Origin of the sequence: Acinetobacter sp. YH12251 (assembly GCF_013417465.1) — a bacterium.
In the GTDB taxonomy this organism is placed as follows: domain Bacteria; phylum Pseudomonadota; class Gammaproteobacteria; order Pseudomonadales; family Moraxellaceae; genus Acinetobacter; species Acinetobacter amyesii.
The window spans coordinates 1-2,486 of sequence record NZ_VPDZ01000048.1; the positions used below are offsets into that span (position 1 = coordinate 1).

The following is a 2,486-nucleotide window of genomic DNA, read 5'->3' on the forward strand; positions in this document are numbered from 1 at the left end:
AGGATAACCTTGGTGTCCTGCTATTTGAGCGCCATGCGCGGGGCGTTCGGCTAACAGACGCAGGCAGGCACTTCATGGAGCGTGTCACGGCGGGTGTCGATCAACTCGATCACGCAGTGAAGACCGCAGGCATGACAGCTCAAGGAGAATACGGCCGGCTTCGCATCGGCATCCATGCCTTAATCCCACGCAGCTTTCTCACGGAGCTGATCCGTCATTATCGGGAAGAACATACGGGCATTGAGGTTGAGATCACCGAAGGCACAGCCCGCGATGCGGTGATGCAGCTTCGTGCTGACCAGCTCGACGTGGTGTTCGTCGCGGGCAAGCCCGAGATGCCCGACTGCCATACCCGACCGATCTGGACCGAACCGCTGGTGGCCGTGCTATCGGATGGGCATCGCCTCGCCGGGCAGTCCGCAATCACTTGGTCCGATCTGGTCGGCGAGACTTTCATTGTTCGCTATGGTGGCACCGGCCCGCAGGTCCATGACCATATCGTGCTGCGCCTTGCCGGGCGTTGGCCCGCACCGTCGATCCGGCGCTTTGATGTGGGGCGCGACACGCTGCTATCTATGGTCGGACAAGGCTTCGGCATCACTATCGTCGGCGAGGCAACGTCATTGTTGCCGACGACCGGCATCGTCTTCCTGCCCTTCCTCGATGAACCGGAGCCGGTTGCCTTTACAGCCGTCTGGTCGCCGTTCAATCGCAACTCCGCACTGAAAAATCTACTCAACCTCGCAGGCAAAATGAAGCGTGACGGCGATTCGCCCAATCGTTTCCTGGATGGCACTCGACCGGCACGATAACGGCACAGGCGATCCATCCTATTTGCCGCCGATAGTATCCGGCAGCCCTCCGGCATCCTCTTTCCTGTTGCCCGTCCCGATTTTGCCTACTCTCTGATCGGCTCCGTCTCTTTTGCCGACTGGAGCCTGCATTGCGCGGAGGCCGAATCCTTTGGGGTCAGATCGCCGTAGTCATCACCATCGTTCTGGTGATGACGTGGGCGGCGACGCAATGGGTTGCCTTTCGCCTCGGCTTCCAGCCCCAGCTTGGAGCGCCATGGTTCGATCTGGCGGGCCTGCCGGTCTATTATCCGCCGGCCTTCTTCTGGTGGTGGTTTTCCTTCGACGCCTACGCGCCCGCTATCTTCGTCGAGGGCGGCATCATCGCGGTATCGGCCGGGTTCGGCACCTTTTCCCCGTGCAGGATCGCGAAGGCATAAACGAGCTTCACAATGTCGCGGACGTGGACGGCTGTTGCCGGGGCTCCCCGTGCCTTCACCTTGGCGCACATGGCGCGGAGATCGTCGGGGCTGATTTCCGTCAGCAGACGATTCCGAAAGGTCGGAAGAATGTCCCGCTCATAGATCGAGCGGCGCATCGCGCGGGTGCTGTCGGCCATCTTCGCCTCCAGCAACCAGCGTTCGCCAAACTCGCCGAAGCTCTTTGCCTCTTTGATGCGGCGCTTCTCGCGTTGCTTCTCTCGGGCGGGCGACCGTCCTTCAAGTATGGCGCGCTTGGCGTCGATCAGTTTCTCGCGCGCCCGCGCCAGCGACAGGTCGGAAGCGCCGTAGCGGCCCAGCGTCAAAGTCTCCCGACGCCCGTTGAGGCGGTAGTCATACCGGAACACGACCGCCCCCGAGGGATTGACCACGACGTACATACCGTCACGGTCTACGACCTTATATAATTTATTCTTTGGCTTCAGTGCTTTGATGCCAGCGTCAGTCAGCATTTCGACCCTCCGAGATCGTTCAAAAACGCCTGAGAGCCGCCCGATATACCGTCAGGCCCAAATTGGCCTACCTGAATGGCAAATTTCCTATTATTATCAAGGGAATAAGACAGAAAAAATACCGTCAGAAGCTCTCTTACCCCTGACGGTATATTCGTTTTGGCGATGCGGCAAGAGTCGCCATACCGTCAGCCATACCGTCTATTGCGAGGCTTGCCCCGCGATAGACCGCGATAGACGGCAGTATATTTAATTAATGATTTCAGTTACTTGCGTGCGGTGATCGGCGGCCGCCGGCGGCGTTCGGATAGGCCCGAATTATTCCCACTTTATTGTAAACAAGACATTTTTATCTTTTATATTCAATGGCTTATTTTCCTGCTAATTGGTAATACCATGAAAAATACCATGCTCAGAAAAGGCTTAACAATATTTTGAAAAATTGCCTACTGAGCGCTGCCGCACAGCTCCATAGGCCGCTTTCCTGGCTTTGCTTCCAGATGTATGCTCTTCTGCTCCTGCAGCTAATGGATCACCGCAAACAGGTTACTCGCCTGGGGATTCCCTTTCGACCCGAGCATCCGTATGAGACTCATGCTCGATTATTATTATTATACTCTGTACACGACAAATTTCACAGAACCCTTATCCTATCAGGATTCTGCTTTCTTAAAATTGCCAAAATTTCCTTAAACTCTTCTTTTTTCCCAAAACCAATTAAACGCTGAATCGCCATTTGAACA

The 2,486-nt window shown here is 56.0% G+C and carries 1 protein-coding gene and 2 pseudogenes; 2 read left to right on the forward strand and 1 reads right to left on the reverse strand.

What is annotated here, in order from left to right:
- Together FTV27_RS16945 and FTV27_RS17420 are read left to right on the forward strand one after the other, a co-directional pair.
- The coding region (locus FTV27_RS16945) for a LysR family substrate-binding domain-containing protein (RefSeq protein WP_159139002.1) at positions 1–812 on the forward strand (812 nt) is incomplete at its 5' end.
- A gap of 131 nt (positions 813–943) precedes the next feature.
- Positions 944–1,186 (forward strand): annotated as a pseudogene (locus tag FTV27_RS17420) (conjugal transfer protein TraG); the annotation flags it as partial.
- Here FTV27_RS17420 and FTV27_RS16950 read toward each other — a convergent pair.
- A pseudogene (locus tag FTV27_RS16950) lies at positions 1,183–1,743 on the reverse strand (tyrosine-type recombinase/integrase); the annotation flags it as partial. The pseudogenes FTV27_RS17420 and FTV27_RS16950 sit on opposite strands and share 4 nt — an antisense overlap.
- Positions 1,744–2,486 lie beyond the last annotated feature (743 nt).